Below are 15,203 nucleotides of genomic sequence, written 5' to 3' on the forward strand. Positions count from 1 at the left end.
GCGCATGACCAACCTGTCCGTGCCCGGCGCCGACCGCATCGAACTGATGCAGACCTTCGTGCGCATTGTCGAAGCCGGCAGCCTCTCGGCCGCCGCCACCCAGCTGGGCACCACCCAGCCCACCGTGAGCCGGCGCCTGCAGGCGCTGGAACGCGCGCTGGGCCTGAAGCTGCTGCAGCGCTCCACCCACGGCATGAAGCTGACTGGCGACGGCGAGCGCTGCTTCGCCCATGCCAAGGAACTGCTGGAGAGCTGGCGCGCGCTGGAAGACGACCTGCGCGGTGCAACCGACGTACCGCGCGGCCTGCTGCGCGTGGTCGTGCCGCATGCGTTCGGGCAGGACCAGCTGGTGGCACCGCTGACCGAATACCTGCAGCACCACGCGCAGGTTTCGGTGGACTGGCTGCTGCACGACCGCCGGCCGGACTTCATCGCCGAAGGCATCGACTGCGCGGTGATGGTAGGCACGGTGAACGACCCGGCGCTGATTGCCGTGCGCCTGGCCGAGGTGCCGCGCATCGTCGTCGCCGCGCCGTCACTGTTGCCGGCAGGGCCCGGGGCCGCGAGCGCGCCCTTGGCCGAGCTGCCCTGGCTGGCGCTGAAGACCTACTACCGCAACGAGGTCACGCTGCAGCACCGGGAAGATGGCCGCGAGCAGCGCTTCGCCATCCAGCCGCGCATGGCAACCGACAGCCTCTACGCGCTGCGCCAGGCCGCACTGGCCGGCCTGGGCGCCTGCATCGCCTCGCACTGGATCGTCGCCGACGACATCGCCCAGGGCCGCCTGCTGCACCTCGCGCCGGACTGGCAGGCCTCGCCGCTGCCGGTCTACCTCGTGTACCCTCCCGCGCGCTTCTACCCTGCCAAGCTGCGCCGCTTCATCGAGCTGATGCGCGAGCGCATGCCGGGCATCGTCGGCATGGTGGGCACGGCCGGCAAGCCAAGGCCTGCGAACTGAAGGCCTCAGCGCCCGCGCTCGCTGTCATGCCAGCCGCGCAGCAGGCGCCGTGACAGCCACTCGAAGAACGCGTGGATCAGCACGCCCGTGGCTGAGACCAGCAGCAGTGCGGCGAACATCTTCGGGATCTCGGTGCGGAAGGCCGCTTCGAGGATGCGCGAAGCCAGGCCGGTGTTGCGGCCCGCGGCACCGGCGGTGAACTCGGCCACCACGGCGCCGATCAGGCTCAGGCCGCCGGCGATCTTCAGGCCGGACAGGAAATACGGCAGCGCCGAGGGCACGAGCAGGAAACGCAGCGTCTGCCAGCGGCTCGCGTGGTAGAGCCGGAACAGCTCGCGCAAGCCGGCGTCCGCACTGCGCAAACCCGTCAAGGTATTGGCCAGCAGCGGGAAAAAGGCGACGATGAAGGCGCAGATCAGCACCGTGGCGGTGGCGCTGTCGGTGAGGATCATGATCAGCGGCGCGACCGCGATCACCGGCGTGACCTGCAGCACCACGGCAAACGGCGTGAGGCTCCATTCCACCCAGCGCGACAGCGCGAACACCGCCGCCACGCCCACGCCGCCCACACAGGCCAGCGCCAGCGCCATCAAGGTGATGCGCAGCGTGACCCACCAGCTCACCATCAGCGAGCCCAGGTTGTCCCACAGCGTGACCAGCACGCGCGAAGGCGCGGGCAGCAGGTAAGGCGGGATCTCCCACCAGGCCACAGCCGCTTCCCAGCCGCCCAGGAACAGCAGCACCGCCAGCAGCGGCAGCAGCCAGCGCAGCGTCTGCTCGCGCCGGGTGGCGGAAGCGGAGGCGGCGCCGGACATCGGCCGCTCAGCCGAGTGCAGGCTCTTCGGCCGCGCGGGCCAATGCGTCGCTCAGGCGGGCGCAGGCGTCGACGAACACGGGGCTCTGGCGGAACGAGGCGTCGCGCACGCGCGGGCCTTCGATGCGCAGATCCTCGATGATGCGACCCGGCCGGGCGCTCATCACCAGCACGCGCTGGCTCAGGAAGACCGCCTCGAACACGCTGTGCGTGACGAACACGCCGGTGAAGGCGGGCACCTTGGTCTTCTCGCCTTGCGGCAGCCACAGCGACAGCAGGCTCTCGTTCAGCGCAAAACGCGTGATCTCGTCGAGTGCTGCAAACGGCTCGTCCAGCAGCAGCAGCGCCGGCTGCGTGACCAGCGCGCGGGCAATCGCCGCGCGCATCTTCATGCCACCGGACAGTTCACGCGGCATGGCCTCGGCGAACTCGCCCAGGCCCACGCGCTGCAGCGCGGCCAGCGCGGCCGCGGCACGCGGCTCGGCGGCCATGCCTTGCAGGCGCAGCGGCAGTTCGACGTTGGTGACCACATTGGCCCAGGGCATCAGCGTCGGTTCCTGGAACACGAAGCCGGCGTCGCGCACGGGGCCGCGGGTGGCCGCAGCGCCCTGGCGCAGCACCTCGCCGCTGCTCGGCAGGTCCAGCCCGGCCAGCAGGCGCAGCACCGAGCTCTTGCCGCAACCCGAAGGGCCCAGCAGGCTGACAAATTCACCGGGCGCGATGCGCAGGTCCACGCCTTGCAGCGCCAACAGCCCGGTTTCGTAGCGGCGATCAACCGCTTTCAGTTCGATCAATGCAGGAGAGTTCACGGGCGGAACTGTACGCGAGGCGAGCGAGCGCACTGTTTCCGCAGCATTTCGCAAACACCTTCAGCGGCCCTTGCAAAGGCCGCCGTGTCATCAAAGGCACCTCTATCGAGACGCCTCGCCAGAGGCCAGCAGCACCTTGGACGCTGCGCGGCAAACACCATCCCGCAAGGCATCTGCCAACGGCAAACCCTGCCGGCATTGCCAGTACAAGGGCACGTCCAGACTGCGCCCAGGCAGCAGTTCCACCAGCTCGCCGCGAGCCAGCAAACCGGCGACCAGCGGCTCGGGGTTCATGCCCCAGCCCAATCCCGCAACGCTCGCATCGACAAAGGCCTGCGTGGACGGCAACCAGTGCGTGGGCACCGGCGGCGAGGCACCAAAAGCGAGCTGCATCCAGCTGTCCTGCAGCCGGTCGCGGCGGCTGAAGATCAGGCAAGGCGCGGCGGCCAGCGACTGCGGGTTCACGCCTTCTGCGAAGCACCGCGCCACGTAGGCCGGGCTGGCCGTCGCCCGGTAGCGCAAGCTGCCCAGCGGCACGCTGCGGCAGCCTGGCACCGGCGCTGCCAGTGCAGTGACGGCTGCCACCACCTCGCCCGAACGCAAGCGCTCCGCGGTGTGGTCCTGGTCTTCAAGGCTGATGTCGAACAGCACCGGCTGAGACGAAGCCAGCGCGGCTGCGGCGTCGACAAACCAGGTCGCCAGGCTGTCGGCGTTGACGGCCACCGGCAGCGTGACCCGCGCCGTTGGCGCAGCATCGCCCGGCAACAGCGCAGGCATGGCCTCGGCCAGGCCACGCTCCAGCAGCGCGACCTGCTCGGCGTGCCGGCACAGCGCGCGGCCGGCCTCGGTGGCGCGGGTGGGCTGCTCGCGCACCACCAGCACCTGGCCCAGGCGCTGCTCGAGCAGGCGCACGCGCTGGGAGACGGCCGAGGGCGTGACGTTCAGCACCCGCGCGGCGCGCTCGAAGCTGCCTTCGCGCACCACGGCGGCCAGTGCGTCCAACAGGGCGTAGTCGAGCATTGAAGCCAGTGGAAAAAAATTTGAACGAAGCAGCGCTTCACGGGCTGAAGCAAGTCTAACTGGCGCCCCGCCGCGGCCTTGGGCATGCTGCGCGGCCCATGTCCTTCGCGCCCTCTTTCCAACTCAACGCCCTCGCCGGCCCTGCGCTGCAGGGCCTGCTGCTGTGCGGCTCGCTGATCGTCGCGATTGGCGCGCAGAACGCCTTCCTGCTGCGCCAGGGCCTGCGCCACGAACACGTGGCGCCGCTGGTGCTGGCCTGCTCGCTGGCGGACGCCGTGCTGATCGCGCTGGGCGTCGCCGGCCTGGCCGGCCTGCTGGGCGCGCGACCGCAATTGGCACAGGCCATGGCCGCGGCCGGCGTGCTGTTCCTGCTCGCGTATGGGCTGCGCGCGCTGTGGCAGGCCCGCAAGCCTTCAGCCCTGCAAGCCGCCCAGGGCGAATCGCTGAGCCTGCGCGCCGCACTGCTGCAACTGGCCGGCTTCACGCTGCTGAACCCGCACGTCTACCTGGACACGGTGCTGCTGATGGGTTCGGTCGGCGCGCAGCAGACCAGCGACGCGGCGCGCGCTGCCTTTGTCGTCGGCGCCAGCAGTGCCAGCCTGATCTGGTTCACTGCCTTGGGCTTTGGCGCGCGCAAGCTGGCGCCGCTGTTTGCCAAGCCATGGGCCTGGCAGGTCTTCGACGCCTTGATCGGCCTGGTGATGCTGCTGATGGCCTGGCAACTCATTCCATTGGCGACGGGGGTCGCTGCGGCTTGAGCTGGCAGAACAGGTACGCTCGCGCCCCTATGTTGATCGGAACCCTGTTTGCGCTGGCCGCCGGCCTGATGTGGGGCCTGGTGTTTGTCGGGCCGCTGTTGCTGGCCGACTACCCGGCCGTGATGTTGTCCTTTGGCCGCTACCTGGCGTTTGGCCTGATCGCGCTGCCGCTGGCCTGGTTCGACCGCGCGGCGCTGCGCCAGCTCAGCCGTGCCGACTGGCTGGAAGCGCTGAAGCTCTCGCTGGTCGGCAATGTCATCTACTACCTCTGCCTGTCGGCCGCGATCCAGCGCGCCGGCGGGCCGCTGCCGACCATGATCATCGGCACGCTGCCGGTCGTGATCGCGATCTGCGCCAACCTGCGCGCCGGCAGCCAGGGCGTTGCGTCCGAACGCCTGCCGTGGGCGCGGCTGGCACCGTCGCTGGGCTTGATTGCGCTGGGCATTGCGCTGGTCAACCGCACCGAGCTGGCCCAGTTGCAGGCCGACCCACAGGCCGACTTGGCGCGCTACGCGCTGGGCGCGCTGCTGGCGATTGGCGGCGTCATCTGCTGGACCTGGTACCCACTGCGCAACGCGGACTGGTTGCGCGCGCATGCGGACAGAAGCCCCAGGACCTGGGCCACGGCGCAGGGCCTGACGACACTGCCGCTGGCCGTGATCGGCTACGCCGGGACCTGGCTTTTCTTCTCGGCCACCGATGCGCCCTGGGCCATGCCGCTGGGCCCGCGCCCGCTGCCCTACCTGGGCCTGATGTTCGCCATCGGCCTGTTCGCCTCGTGGCTGGGCACGCTGTGCTGGAACGAGGCCAGCCAGCGCCTGCCGCCACACCTGGCCGGGCAACTGATCGTGTTCGAGACGCTGTCTGCCCTGAGCTATGCCTACCTGCTGCGCGGCGAATGGCCGGCGCCCGCCACGCTGGCCGGCGTGGCCCTGCTGATCGGCGGCGTGATGTGGGCCTTGCGCGTCAAGCCCGAGCCACCGGCGATTGCCGAGCCGGCACCGCACTGAAAGCTCAGACGGACACCTCCGCCAGCCCAGGCACGAACCAGCGCCGGAGCGCGTCAACCAGGCCTGCCGTGCCGCTGCCTTCGCCCACCCAGGCGACGCAGGCGTCTGGCCGGATCAACATGGACGGGCCTGCATCGACGGCAACGCAGCGGATGCCTTGCGTGCTCGCCGCCACCAGCCGGGAGGCCTTGCCGTCGGTCGAGGCATCCAGCAGAACAGCCCTGCCGTCTTGCATGCACGCGTACAGCGAGCGCCTGTCGTTGCCGTGGCGGATCTCCCTGTCCGCCGCCAGCCGGCCGACTTCGTCCCGCGTGGGCCCCAACTCGTAGCGCGTGGACAGGCCGCTCGTCATCTCGCCGATGATCCGGTTGACGTCATCGAATTGCAGCAGCTGGGCCATGAGCGCCCGCATCGCGCCGGCCTGGGGATCGGGCCGCATGATGGCCGCCTGGGCCAGCGTGTTTGCCAGCACCGCTTCGGCGACCGGGCGCCGCTCGGCGGTGTAGGTGTCGAGCAGGCTGTCGGGCATTTCGCCGCGCACCACGGCCGCGAGCTTCCAGCCCAGGTTGGCCGCGTCCACCAGCCCCAGGCTCATGCCCTGGCCGCCAAACGGCGTGTGCACATGCGCCGCGTCCCCGGCCAGCAGCACCCGGCCTCGGCGATAGCTGTCGGCAAGCCGCGTGTTGTCGGTCCACTTGCTGGCGCTTTCCAGTGCCGCCACGCGGACATCCGCACCGCTGATGCGGCGCAGCACGGCTTCGATCTCCGCCGCGGCGACAGGCGCGTCCCGGTCCGCCGGCGGGCCGCTGAAGTCCAGCATGACCAGGCGGCGCGGCAGGAAGCCGTAGGAGAACACGCCCGCCTCGGTGCGGCGCCAGCCGCTGGGCGCGAGACGTTCGGGCAGGTCGACATCGAGCACGGCCTGGTACATCGTCAGCGTGGGCGGCGTGCCAGGAAAGGCAAAGCCGGCCATCTTGCGCACGCGGCTGCGGCCGCCATCACAACCCACCAGCCAGGCGCAGCGGACATGGCCGTCGCCCGCCGGGGATGACCAGGCCACGTCAACCCCACCCGCCTGCTGCACAAAGCCGGTGACGTCGCACTCGCGGCGCAGCTCGATCCCCAGGGACAGCGCGAGCTCGCCCAGCATGGTTTCCACGGCCAGCTGATCCACCGGGCGGCCGCGCCGATCAGGCGCTTTCTGCGCGTCCGCACGGATCAGCGACAGCCCGGCGAAATGACCGGTGTAGCGCGGGCCTGGCGCACTCGCGGCGGGCCGGTTCATCAAGGCCAAGGTGCGTGCCTCTGCGGCGGCGATGGCCTCGGCCATGCCGCGGCGCTGCAAGGCCTCAACGGCCAGCGGTCCAATGCCCAAGGCCTTGGCAACACGGCTGGGTGCGGCAAGGCGCTCCAGCACCAGGACGCGAACGCCACCCAGCGTCAGCTCGATGGCGGTCAGCAGCCCGACCGGTCCCGCGCCCACGACCACCACATCCACCTGCTCACTCATGGACTTCACCCAAACATGTACTAAGTACATTTAATGTACTCGGTACAATATTTCGATGTCAACCTCACCCGACCGCCGGTCCCGCAAGCGCCTCGTCACAAGGCAAAGCATCTCGGACGCCGCCACGCGCCTCTTCCTCGAACGCGGTTTCGATCAGGTGACGGTGGACGAGATCGCGGCTGCCGCAGACGTTGGCCGCATGACGGTGTTCAATCATTTCCCCCGCAAGCAGGACATGTTTTTTGACCGCGACGAGGAAGGCCGCGAAGTCTTGCGCAACGCCTTGCGCCAGCGCGATGCCCGCGTCACGCCCATCGAAACGCTGCGCCTGCTCGCGCACCGGCTGGTGGCCGAGCAGCGCCCATACGTCGAGTTCTCGGCCTTGAGCCAAGGCTTCGTGCAGACGATTGCGGGCAGCGAAACCCTCAAGGCCAGGGCCAGGGCGATACGCGACGAACTGGCGCAGCTCGTCACGCTGTCGCTCGCCGAATGCGCGGGGCGCGAAGCCTCTGATCCCGACGCCCATCTGGCAGCCGGCCTGTTGCTGGCCACCTGGAGCGTGGCCTTCCTCCAGGCCCATCAGACCTTTGACCAGAAGCAAGATGCGGAGGCAGCAAAAGCCGTCTTTCTCGCGCTGGTGGACAAGGGCAGCATTGCACTGAAAGCTGCCATGGCGGGCACGCCTTACGCCTGAACCAGCGGCAGGGGTTTGCACACAGGGACCTCAATTTCCGCCGCCATCGTCCGATAAAAGTGGTCCATGCGGGACTCCCCCCGCGAAGGTGGTACGCGATGGCTGCAAACACGGAGGCTGCTCTGAAGATCCTGCTGGTCGATGACCAGCAATCGCACCGCATGGTGCTTTCAGCCGAGCTGCAAGCCCGGGGCCACCAGGTGCTGGAGACCGACAACGCCGAGTCCGCCGTGCGGCTGTTCGTGCAGTGCCGGCCAGACGCCGTGCTGCTGGACGTGGAAATGCCGGAGCACAACGGCCACTGGGCGGCGCGCAAGATGCGCGAGACCGAACCCGAAGGCTGGACGCCCATCATCTTCCTGTCCGGCCTGGTGGGCGACGGCGACCTGGCCACCGGCATCGAGGCCGGCGGGGACGACTACCTGTTCAAGCCCGTCTCTCCCGTGGTGCTGCATGCCAAGCTGCGCGCGATGCAGCGCCTGTGCAGCCAGCAACGCCAGCTGGTGCAGCTGACCGATCAGTTGAAGGCCAGCAATGCCAGCCTGCAGGCCCTCTCGGTGCGCGACCCGCTGACGGGACTGACCAACCGCCGCGGCCTGGACGTGCGGCTGGACGAGGAACTGCGCGCCGCGCGGCGCGACAAGCAGCCGCTGACGCTGATGCTGGTCGACGTCGACAACTTCAAGCTCTACAACGACACCGCCGGCCACCTGCAGGGCGACCAGTGCCTGCGCCGCATTGGCCAGCTGCTGGGCGAAACCTGCCGCCGCCCGCGAGACCTGGCCGCCCGCTTCGGTGGCGAGGAATTCGTCATCCTGCTGCCCGGCACCTCGCACTCCGGTGCCATGCTGTTCGCCAAGGGCCTGCAAAAAACCATGCGCCAGCTGGCATTGCCGCATCCGGCGGAAGGCAAGCGCTGCGTCACCGTCTCGGGAGGCATCAGCACCTGCGTGCCCGATGGCTCGACCACCATCGAGTCGCTGCTGTCGCGCGCCGATGCTGCGCTCTATACCGCCAAGTCCCTGGGCCGCGACCGCTTCTTCTGCTTCGAAACCCAGGCCGACACCAACACCGGCCATGCCGAAGCCGGCCACTACGACCGCGACCAGGGCAGCTCGGCCGAGATGTTCTGAGCAGTCTCTACGCGCAACAAATGTTGCGCATGGCCTATCTATTGCGCATACTGGTTGAATTGTTGCGCATGAAAGAACACCGCCGTGGCCAGGCCGCTACCGGAAGACGATCTCACCGCCATCGTGGCCGCGCTGGGCGGCCAGGCTGAGGCCCGCTCGGCGCAGCAGATCCTGCAATCCCTGGCGTCCCCGCCACCTCTGCGCACGCTGCAATACAGGCTGCGCCTGCTGGTGGACAAGGGCCGGCTGCTGCGGCAAGGCGAAGGCCGCTGGGCCCGTTACCGCTTGCCGGCATTCATCCCCCCGCCAGCCGCCTCGGCGCCCTACGCGCAGCCCACGTCGCCCGTCCAGGTACCGGCACATCTCGCCGCAGAGCCCGCGCCGCCAGCCACCGTCGAGCTGCCCTTGTCCGCAGCCGCCCAGGCCGTGCGCGACCAGGTGCGACAGCCGCTGCAGCGGCGCCAGCCGGTGGGCTACCGGCGCGAGTTCCTGGAAAGCTACCGGCCGGGCCAAAGCTTCTACCTGACGGCCAGCGAACGCGCGCACCTGCGCCAGGTCGGCCAGCCCGGCATTGCGCCGCAGCCAGCGGGCACCTATGCGCGGCAGATCCTGAACCGCCTGCTGATCGACCTGGCCTGGAACTCCAGCCGGCTCGAAGGCAATACCTATTCGCTGCTGGACACACGCCGGCTGATCGAGCTGGGCGAAGAGGCGCCTGGCCGCGGCCAGCTCGAAGCGCAAATGATCCTGAACCACAAGGACGCGATCGAATTCCTGGTCGGCCAGCCCGAGGACATCGGCTTCAACCGCTACACACTGCTCAACCTGCACGCGATGCTGGCCAACAACCTGCTGGCCGACCCGCTGGCCGCCGGCCGGCTGCGCTACATCGCGGTCGGCATCGAAGGCTCGACCTTCCATCCACTGGAAGTGCCGTTCCTGATCGAAGAATGTTTCGGCCAGATCCTGGCCACCGCCGCCGCGATTGCGGACCCGTACGAACAGGCCTTGTTCGTGATGGTGCAGTTGCCCTACCTGCAGCCGTTCGACGACGTGAACAAACGCGTCTCGCGCCTGGCGGCCAACATCCCGTTGATCCGCGCCAACCTCGCACCGCTGGCCTTCACCGATGTGCCTCGCGAGCTCTACACCGAGGCCACGCTGAGCGTGTACGAGCAGAACAGCACCGCGCTGTTGAAAGAGGTCTTCATCTGGGCCTGCGAGCGCTCCGCCGCGCGCTACGCCGCGGTGCGCCAGTCCCTGGTCGAGCCAGACCCGTTTCGCATGCGGCACCGCCTGGCCTTGCGCGAACTGGTGGGCGAGCTGGTGCGCTCGGGCGTGCGCAAGACGGAAGCGGCAGCGCGCATTGCCGGCTGGTCCGCCGCGCATGTCGCGCCCGAGGACCAGGCCATGTTCAACCAGGTGGTCGAAATCGAACTGGCCAGCCTGCACGAAGGCAACTTCGCCCGTTACGCCATCCGGCCATCGATGTTCAAGGCTTGGCACGCGCAGTGGCGCGCCACCTGAGCCTGCGCCTAAAGACCCCGCCCAAGCGGCCCCCAAGCGCCTGAAACCGACGACGGAGCCACCGCCAAGAACTCGGCGCAGGTCACTCCAAGGGATGCGCATGGACCGGCACGAGTGCATGCGACTGCGCCAGAATTCGCGCGTTGGGCGCGGCCCAACCCTTGAACTTAAGACCAAGAGCAGCCGCCTCTCGCGGGCGCCTGAGCCGGCCTGCGGTCAGTGACGGCTGGCGGCTTTAGGGTAGGCTGTTCGGCATGAAGCTACAGACGTTCATCGATACGGTTCATGAAGACCTTGATGCCCGCGTGAACTCGGTGTCGTTCGACGAGGCCGGCGACCTTCGTTTGAGGATCGAGTACGACGGCTTTGTCATTCCCGAGGGAAAACGACAAGTCGAACTCAAGTGCGTGCAGCCCAAGGAATTTAATGTCACTGCAGGCTATGTAGGGAACATTGCGCAGTTTGAAGAACACGTGCTACTTACGGACCACAACGGACCGCAGTCTCAGATATTCTTTTCCTCTGCGCCCAGATCACCGGAGGAGGTGTTCTACCTGGCGCACGCCGTGATCGCATCGGAGTTGCGCGGTTGGCGAGACCCGGCCACGTATTTGAACGGTCGCCCCGAGGAACTGCGGAAGCACTTGGTAGGCGGCTATGGACTTCTGGCCCGCGGGCCGCACTTTGCGATGGCGGCGCTCGCCGCTGCGATTGACTCGCTCTTGACGGTCCAGATGAGTGAGTCGCGTGCTTTGCGCAGTTCGGCGATGGCACTGACACTCGACAATCAATTCGTCATCTGCGAGTCCGTCGAGGTTCTGCACGATGCCGGCCAATAAGCTGCACCTCGCTCCCGGCGAGCTACAGCATCTGCTACGCGGCAACTTCTTCGGCGCCACTGAAGACAGTTCCAGGTCGCGTGATATCTCAGCTCTCGGCCAGAAGCGGACGATCGCGGTAGGCGGTTTCGGGCTTAGGGACGGCATGCGCTCTAGGTCAGAATCGTGCCGCTCAAAACTTCGGTGATACACACATGACATTCGAGTTCGACGCTGCCGACCTTCCAGAAATGGTTCGCGCGCATCTTGAAGCAGGCCATCGTCCATCGGACGGCATGTGGTTGGTCAGACCGTTGGAGAATGGAACGCAAAACTGCATTCGGAGCATGAACCAATGGCTGCGCGGTGAAGAAGCGCCCTACCCAGCCGCCCTCTCAGATGTCATTTGGTTCGGCGACGATGGAGTCGGCAATATCTTTGGTTGGAGTCCAGCCGCTCAAGAGGCATTTCTCTGGAACCCTGAAGACGAAGACGCTTGGCATCGTGGATCAGTGGAAGACGTCTGGCATTTCGTCATGAGCGGCTATGGCGATCCGTCGGAGTAGCCGCCAACGGCCAGGAGTTGCAGCGGGAGCTTGACTGCTTTGCGGTAGGCTGCCTGCCATTGATTCGAACCAAAAAATGGCAGGCACGATCTTCATCTCACAAAACGTCAGGCTGCCGGTCAGTTCGACGCAGTTTGACTATCTCGTGCAGTACCTGCGCGAAGGCTTTTCTTTTGGCAGTGAAGCCGTTCGAGACGAGGTTTTTCGTCCTTGCGATGAGGGCGGCATGGACTTCATCAGCGCGAAGGCCCTCACTGCTTCCGACTTCGCTGTCTTTGCGGCGGCGTTAGATCTGGCGCGGGAGGTCGCGGGTCGCCAATCTACATTTCCGGCTCGAATTCAAATCTGGGACGACCTGCGCGAAATGGTTCGAAGCGATCCTCGCTACAGCCCTTGACCGACTGCGTTCTTGCGTCGAATCCGCCACTGGCTACATCCGCTTTGGGTCGAAAGCCGGTATTCGATGGCTCGCCTTGCGGACCCTGAAGCAGCCCCTTGCGCCACGACTTTCGATCCCGCCGCGCTGAAGCGAGCAGCCCCAGCCCTCAGCGAACCAGCCGGCAGGCATCTCCGCTGGCTTCACGGCGCACCTCGACGCGGGCGAGCTTGCTGCTGTAGAGCAGTTCCATCGCGCGCCAGATGTAGGCGCAGAGGTTTTCCAGCGTGGCGGGGCCGAGGCCGTGGACTTCGTCGAGCAGGCGGTGGTCGAGTTCGAGGCGCAGGGTTTCGATGGCGCGGCGCAGGTGGCCGAGGTCGACCACCATGCCGGAATCGGCCGCGGGCTGGCCGGCCAGCGTGACTTCGGCGATGTAGGTGTGGCCGTGGATGCGCAGGCTGGGCTCTACGTCCACGGTGCGGCGCAGCGTGTGGGCGGCTTCGAAATAGAAGCGCTGGCTGAGTTCGTATTTCATCGGATGCCCAGCACCTTGTGCGTCTGCACCGACAGGCGCCAGCGCGGGTCGGCCATGCAGTGCGCCGTGGCGATCTCGGCATTGCGCCGCGCCAGCGGGCCGTCCATGGCCTGCACGAAGTGGTGCGCAAACGGCAGCTCGGCCAATGCATCCAGGTCCAGCCCGGCCTGGGGAATGACAACCTTCAATTCCTGTCCCTGTTTCTGGACCAGCGTGCTGCCGGCCTTCGGGCTGACGCAGACCCAGTCCAGCCCCGGCGGCGCGGCAATCGTGCCGTTGGTCTCGACGGCGATCTCGAAGCCCTGCGCATGCAGCGCTTCGATCAGCGGCGCGTCCACCTGCAGCAGCGGCTCGCCGCCGGTGAGCACGACCAGGCGCTGACCGCGGGTGTTCGCCGGCCACTGGGCGGCGACGAGCTCGGCCAGCTCCTCGGCCGTGCGGTACTTGCCGCCCAGCGTGCCATCGGTGCCGACGAAGTCGGTGTCGCAGAACTGGCAGACGGCGCTGGCGCGGTCTTCCTCGCGGCCGGTCCAGAGGTTGCAGCCGGCGAAGCGGCAGAACACCGCGGCGCGGCCCGCATTGGCCCCTTCGCCCTGCAAGGTATAGAAGATTTCCTTGACGCTGTAGGTCATGGCAAAGCCGGGTGGGCCGCAAAACAGGCGACGCCCGGGTCAGTGAAGTCAAACGACCTGGGATTGTCCGCCATCGAGGGAAAAGGGCCGGGCCGCAAGGTTGTGGCAAATGTCCGCAGCGGCATTGCCGGTCGAGCCCGAAGCGGCGCTATACGGCCGGAACACCCATGTCAATCGAGGAAAGGGCGGTAACACAAGCGCAGCTCGAGGGATATCACCGCACTGTCTCCACGAACACTGCTTACCGACCCGAACCTGCCGTCCCTTTCCCCTCCACGGTCCCGCTGTACCCAACCGCAACGCACCGAATGAGCCTTCGCCGCCGCCCCGTCCGCCACCCTGCAACTGCAGTTTTCCAATGGCGCCGGCTGGCGCTGGCCATGGCCTTGGCGCTGCCGTTGGCGCCAGCCTGGTCCCAGGTCGCCGTGCCGGCCCAGTTGCCGCCCGGCGCCGAGCCCGGCCGAGAGCCATTGAAACCACCGCAGCTGGTGCCGCCGGCCCCGGGTAGCGCCGTCGCAGTGCCGCAGGCCCCAGCCACCCGTGCACCGGAGGGGGCCGAGCAATTGCGCTTCACGCTGCAGCGGGTGGACATCACCGGCGTGAGCGCCTACCCGGCCGAGAGCCTGCGGGCGCTGTATGCCGAGCTGCTGGGCCAGACCATCAGCGTGGCCCGCGCCTTCGAGGTCGCGGCGGCACTGGAGCTGCGTTACCGCTCGGCCGGTTACGTCACCACCCGCGTCATCGTGCCGCAGCAGACGATTGAAGACGGCGTGTTCCGCATCCAGGTGGTCGAGGGCTACGTCAGCACCATCGTGGTCGACGAGGCCGTGGGCCCGGCCGCCGCAGCGGTGCAGCGCCTGCTGGCGCCGCTGAAGGACGTGAAGCCCATCAGCGTGGCCGAGATCGAGCGCCGGCTGCTGCTGGCCAATGACCTGCCCGGCCTGACCGTGCGCGCCACGCTGGAGCCTTCGGCCACCGCGCTGGGCGGCTCGACGCTGGTCGTCAGCACCACCCGCCAGGCCTTCGACGGCTCGGCCTCGATCGACAACCGCGCCTCGCCTTACCTGGGCCGCGGCGAAGTGGGCGCAGCCCTGGCGTTCAACGCGCTGGGCAGCGGCGCCAACCGGCTGACCCTGAGCGCCCACAGCTCGCTGCATTTCGACCGCAGCAGTTCGGTCTCCGGCGGCTGGGACACGCTGCTCAGCGATGACGGCACCACCTTCGGCCTCAGCGCCTCGCTGGCGCGCTCGCACCCCGGGCTGGAGCTGGACCCGCTGGATGTGCGCAGCAAGGTGGTCTCCGGCCAGGCCACGGTGACGCAGCCGGTGATCCGCTCGCGGCTGGAGAACCTGCGCCTGGTGGGCCAGTTCGAGGCCCGCAACGTGGACACCGACATCGCCGGCACCGCGTTCACGCGCGACCGCCTGCGCATCCTGCGCGTGGGCCTGAGCTACGACCTCACCGACGCCTGGGACGGCATCACCGCCGCCCGCGTCACGCTGCACAAGGGCCTGGACTTCGCTGGCGCCAGCGAGCGCGGCGCGCCCACTGCCTCGCGCGTCAATGGCCGCAGCGACTTCTTCAAGCTGACCGCCGAACTGACGCGCCTGCAGCAGCTCGGTGCCCGCACCAGCCTGCAGGCCACCATGGCCGCGCAATGGACGCCGCAGGCCCTGCTGGCCAGCGAGGAGATGGCCCTCGGCGGCGCCAGCTTCGGCCGCGCCTACAACGATGGCGAGATCTCTGCCGACCAGGGCGTGGCGGCTGCGCTGGAACTGCGCTACAGCCCGGAAATGCCAGCGCTGCCCAACGGCGCCCAGGTCTACAGCTTCATGGACGGCGGCCGGCTGCGCGCCACGTCCCACGGCAACCCCATCAGCGGGCCTCACGCCCTTGCCTCCTGGGGTCTGGGCGCTCGCGCCAACCTGCTGCCCGGTGTGATGGCGGCACTCGAAATGGCCAAACCCTTCCGCACGGAAGTGCGAACCGAGGGCAACCGCAACGCCCGCGTGTTCGCCACCCTCAGCGCCCAATTCTGAAATT

General features: G+C 68.0%; 16 protein-coding genes. 10 read left to right on the forward strand and 6 right to left on the reverse strand.

Annotation, left to right across the window (positions count from 1 at the left end):
- Nucleotides 1-4 precede the first annotated feature (4 nt).
- Nucleotides 5-958 (forward strand): LysR family transcriptional regulator, encoded by a 954-nt coding sequence (locus tag AC3WR5_RS19345; protein ID WP_492486397.1) that lies wholly within the window; start codon nt 5-7, stop codon nt 956-958.
- A gap of 5 nt (nt 959-963) precedes the next feature.
- Here the strand turns inward: AC3WR5_RS19345 and AC3WR5_RS19350 are convergent, their stop codons facing one another.
- From AC3WR5_RS19350 to AC3WR5_RS19360, 3 genes are all read right to left on the reverse strand, one after another.
- Entirely contained in the window at nt 964-1,773 is an 810-nt protein-coding gene (locus AC3WR5_RS19350) for an ABC transporter permease (RefSeq protein ID WP_492486399.1), read from the reverse strand.
- Between the two features lie 7 nt (nt 1,774-1,780).
- Nucleotides 1,781-2,581, reverse strand: coding sequence for an ABC transporter ATP-binding protein (locus AC3WR5_RS19355; RefSeq protein WP_492486401.1), 801 nt, complete (start codon nt 2,579-2,581; stop codon nt 1,781-1,783).
- Nucleotides 2,582-2,683: 102 nt separating this feature from the next.
- Nucleotides 2,684-3,601, reverse strand: coding sequence for a LysR family transcriptional regulator ArgP (locus AC3WR5_RS19360; RefSeq protein WP_492486403.1), 918 nt, complete (start codon nt 3,599-3,601; stop codon nt 2,684-2,686).
- Between the two features lie 98 nt (nt 3,602-3,699).
- Between AC3WR5_RS19360 and AC3WR5_RS19365 the strand changes: the two genes are divergently transcribed.
- Nucleotides 3,700-4,359, forward strand: coding sequence for a LysE/ArgO family amino acid transporter (locus AC3WR5_RS19365; RefSeq protein WP_492486404.1), 660 nt, complete (start codon nt 3,700-3,702; stop codon nt 4,357-4,359).
- 29 nt (nt 4,360-4,388) lie between these two features.
- Nucleotides 4,389-5,369 (forward strand): DMT family transporter, encoded by a 981-nt coding sequence (locus AC3WR5_RS19370; protein WP_492486406.1) that lies wholly within the window; start codon nt 4,389-4,391, stop codon nt 5,367-5,369.
- A gap of 4 nt (nt 5,370-5,373) precedes the next feature.
- Here AC3WR5_RS19370 and AC3WR5_RS19375 read toward each other — a convergent pair whose 3' ends face one another.
- Nucleotides 5,374-6,879: an FAD-dependent monooxygenase gene (locus AC3WR5_RS19375; RefSeq protein WP_492486408.1), complete on the reverse strand. Its 1,506-nt coding sequence runs from the start codon at nt 6,877-6,879 to the stop codon at nt 5,374-5,376.
- A 55-nt stretch (nt 6,880-6,934) separates the two neighbouring features.
- On the opposite strand from AC3WR5_RS19375, the gene AC3WR5_RS19380 reads away from it, so the two are divergent.
- From AC3WR5_RS19380 to AC3WR5_RS19405, 6 genes are all read left to right on the forward strand, one after another.
- Nucleotides 6,935-7,573 carry a TetR/AcrR family transcriptional regulator gene (locus AC3WR5_RS19380; protein ID WP_492486410.1) on the forward strand — a complete coding sequence of 213 codons (639 nt, stop codon included), beginning with the start codon at nt 6,935-6,937 and terminating at the stop codon, nt 7,571-7,573.
- A 98-nt stretch (nt 7,574-7,671) separates the two neighbouring features.
- Nucleotides 7,672-8,706 carry a GGDEF domain-containing response regulator gene (locus tag AC3WR5_RS19385; protein ID WP_141290835.1) on the forward strand — a complete coding sequence of 345 codons (1,035 nt, stop codon included), beginning with the start codon at nt 7,672-7,674 and terminating at the stop codon, nt 8,704-8,706.
- Between the two features lie 84 nt (nt 8,707-8,790).
- Entirely contained in the window at nt 8,791-10,233 is a 1,443-nt protein-coding gene (locus tag AC3WR5_RS19390; protein WP_492486412.1) for a Fic family protein, read from the forward strand.
- A gap of 254 nt (nt 10,234-10,487) precedes the next feature.
- Nucleotides 10,488-11,072: a hypothetical protein gene (locus AC3WR5_RS19395; RefSeq protein WP_492486414.1), complete on the forward strand. Its 585-nt coding sequence runs from the start codon at nt 10,488-10,490 to the stop codon at nt 11,070-11,072.
- Between the two features lie 194 nt (nt 11,073-11,266).
- Nucleotides 11,267-11,617 carry a hypothetical protein gene (locus AC3WR5_RS19400; protein WP_492486415.1) on the forward strand — a complete coding sequence of 117 codons (351 nt, stop codon included), beginning with the start codon at nt 11,267-11,269 and terminating at the stop codon, nt 11,615-11,617.
- Between the two features lie 76 nt (nt 11,618-11,693).
- Nucleotides 11,694-12,014: a hypothetical protein gene (locus AC3WR5_RS19405; protein ID WP_492486417.1), complete on the forward strand. Its 321-nt coding sequence runs from the start codon at nt 11,694-11,696 to the stop codon at nt 12,012-12,014.
- A gap of 148 nt (nt 12,015-12,162) precedes the next feature.
- On the opposite strand, the gene AC3WR5_RS19410 is transcribed toward AC3WR5_RS19405, so the two are convergent.
- Together AC3WR5_RS19410 and queE are read right to left on the reverse strand one after the other, a co-directional pair.
- The gene (locus AC3WR5_RS19410; protein ID WP_141286843.1) at nt 12,163-12,528 is read right to left on the reverse strand and encodes a 6-pyruvoyl trahydropterin synthase family protein; all 366 of its coding nucleotides are present in this window, start codon (nt 12,526-12,528) and stop codon (nt 12,163-12,165) included.
- Nucleotides 12,525-13,160, reverse strand: a complete 636-nt coding sequence (queE, locus tag AC3WR5_RS19415; RefSeq protein ID WP_492486419.1) for a 7-carboxy-7-deazaguanine synthase — start codon at nt 13,158-13,160, stop codon at nt 12,525-12,527. The genes AC3WR5_RS19410 and queE overlap by 4 nt, the downstream gene beginning before the upstream one ends.
- Nucleotides 13,161-13,468: 308 nt before the next feature.
- On the opposite strand from queE, the gene AC3WR5_RS19420 reads away from it, so the two are divergent.
- Nucleotides 13,469-15,199, forward strand: a complete 1,731-nt coding sequence (locus AC3WR5_RS19420; RefSeq protein WP_492486420.1) for a ShlB/FhaC/HecB family hemolysin secretion/activation protein — start codon at nt 13,469-13,471, stop codon at nt 15,197-15,199.
- The last annotated feature ends 4 nt before the right edge of the window (nt 15,200-15,203 follow it).

This window comes from Ideonella sp. FW305-24, from assembly GCF_058788035.1.

Excerpts from the sequence above, each read along its gene's own strand:
- AC3WR5_RS19345 (WP_492486397.1), top strand. The coding sequence starts at position 5 with ATGACCAACCTGTCCGTGCCCGGCGCCGACCGCATCGAACTGATGCAG.
- AC3WR5_RS19350 (WP_492486399.1), bottom strand. The coding sequence starts at position 1,773 with ATGTCCGGCGCCGCCTCCGCTTCCGCCACCCGGCGCGAGCAGACGCTG.
- AC3WR5_RS19360 (WP_492486403.1), bottom strand. The coding sequence starts at position 3,601 with ATGCTCGACTACGCCCTGTTGGACGCACTGGCCGCCGTGGTGCGCGAA.
- AC3WR5_RS19365 (WP_492486404.1), top strand. The coding sequence starts at position 3,700 with ATGTCCTTCGCGCCCTCTTTCCAACTCAACGCCCTCGCCGGCCCTGCG.
- AC3WR5_RS19370 (WP_492486406.1), top strand. The coding sequence starts at position 4,389 with ATGTTGATCGGAACCCTGTTTGCGCTGGCCGCCGGCCTGATGTGGGGC.
- AC3WR5_RS19375 (WP_492486408.1), bottom strand. The coding sequence starts at position 6,879 with ATGAGTGAGCAGGTGGATGTGGTGGTCGTGGGCGCGGGACCGGTCGGG.
- AC3WR5_RS19380 (WP_492486410.1), top strand. The coding sequence starts at position 6,935 with ATGTCAACCTCACCCGACCGCCGGTCCCGCAAGCGCCTCGTCACAAGG.
- AC3WR5_RS19385 (WP_141290835.1), top strand. The coding sequence starts at position 7,672 with ATGGCTGCAAACACGGAGGCTGCTCTGAAGATCCTGCTGGTCGATGAC.
- AC3WR5_RS19395 (WP_492486414.1), top strand. The coding sequence starts at position 10,488 with ATGAAGCTACAGACGTTCATCGATACGGTTCATGAAGACCTTGATGCC.
- AC3WR5_RS19400 (WP_492486415.1), top strand. The coding sequence starts at position 11,267 with ATGACATTCGAGTTCGACGCTGCCGACCTTCCAGAAATGGTTCGCGCG.
- AC3WR5_RS19405 (WP_492486417.1), top strand. The coding sequence starts at position 11,694 with ATGGCAGGCACGATCTTCATCTCACAAAACGTCAGGCTGCCGGTCAGT.
- AC3WR5_RS19410 (WP_141286843.1), bottom strand. The coding sequence starts at position 12,528 with ATGAAATACGAACTCAGCCAGCGCTTCTATTTCGAAGCCGCCCACACG.
- queE (WP_492486419.1), bottom strand. The coding sequence starts at position 13,160 with ATGACCTACAGCGTCAAGGAAATCTTCTATACCTTGCAGGGCGAAGGG.
- AC3WR5_RS19420 (WP_492486420.1), top strand. The coding sequence starts at position 13,469 with ATGAGCCTTCGCCGCCGCCCCGTCCGCCACCCTGCAACTGCAGTTTTC.